The organism is Kitasatospora sp. NPDC001539 (genome assembly GCF_040298565.1).
Classification (GTDB): domain Bacteria; phylum Actinomycetota; class Actinomycetes; order Streptomycetales; family Streptomycetaceae; genus Kitasatospora.
Genome location: NZ_JBEPAK010000492.1, coordinates 1 through 1,226 on the forward strand (window position 1 = coordinate 1; position 1,226 = coordinate 1,226).

A 1,226-nucleotide genomic window follows, 5' to 3' on the forward strand; every position below is an offset into this window, starting at 1 on the left:
AGGAGGCCGGAACGACGGCCGACCGGGATGCCGGCGTCCCCCGCCGGTGATTTTGGCGCGATCTCACCCACTGCGGTTCGGGGGCCCGGACGTCAGACGGGCTGGTTGCCGTGCTTGCGGCGCGGCAGCTCCGCGTGCTTGGAGCGGAGCACCGACAGCGAGCGGATCAGCACCCGGCGGGTCTCGGCCGGGTCGATGACGTCGTCCACCAGGCCGCGTTCGGCCGCGTAGTAGGGGTGCATCAGCTCCTCGCGGTACTCCTGGATCAGCAGGTCCCGCGTCGTCACCGGGTCGGTGGAGCCGGCGATCTCCCGGCGGAAGATCACGCTCACCGCGCCCTCCGCGCCCATCACCGCGATCTCGTTGGTCGGCCACGCGAAGGACAGGTCGGCGCCGACCGAGCGGGAGTCCATCACGATGTAGGCGCCGCCGTACGCCTTGCGCAGGATCAGCTGGATCCGCGGCACCGTGGCGTTGCAGTACGCGTACAGCAGCTTGGCGCCGTGCCGGATGATGCCGCCGTGCTCCTGGTCCACGCCCGGCAGGAAGCCGGGGACGTCCAGCATGGTGACCAGCGGGATGTTGAAGGCGTCGCACATCTGGACGAAGCGCGCGGCCTTCTCGGAGGAGTGGATGTCCAGCACCCCGGCCAGCGACTGCGGCTGGTTGGCGACGATGCCGACGACCGAGCCGTTCAACCTGGTCAGCGCGCAGATCACGCTGTTCGCCCAGCGCTCCTGGAGCTCCAGGTACTCGCCGTCGTCGGCGATCGCCGCGACCACCCGGCGCATGTCGTACGGCTGGTTGCCGTTGACCGGCACCAGGTCGAGCAGTTCCTCGCAGCGCCGGTCGGCCGGGTCCGCGGTGGGCTCGACCGGCGGCAGCTCCATGTTGTTCTGCGGCAGCAGCGAGAGCAGGTAGCGGACCTCCTCCAGGCAGGTCCGCTCGTCGTCGTACGCGAAGTGCGCCACCCCGGACACCTCGGCGTGCACGTCCGCGCCGCCCAGGCCGTTCTGGCTCACCTTCTCCCCGGTCACCGCCTGGACGACGTCCGGGCCGGTGATGAACATCTGCGAGGTCTCCCGGACCATGAACACGAAGTCCGTCAGCGCCGGCGAGTACGCGGCGCCCCCGGCGCACGGGCCGAGCATCACCGAGATCTGCGGGATCACGCCGGAGGCCCTGGTGTTGCGCTGGAAGATGCCGCCGTAGCCGGCCAGGGCGGT

The 1,226-nt window shown here is 70.6% G+C and carries 1 protein-coding gene; it reads right to left on the reverse strand.

The features are described from left to right. Positions 1-92: 92 nt before the first annotated feature. The coding region (locus ABT247_RS33520) for an acyl-CoA carboxylase subunit beta (protein ID WP_350750391.1) at positions 93-1,226 on the reverse strand (1,134 nt) is incomplete at its 5' end.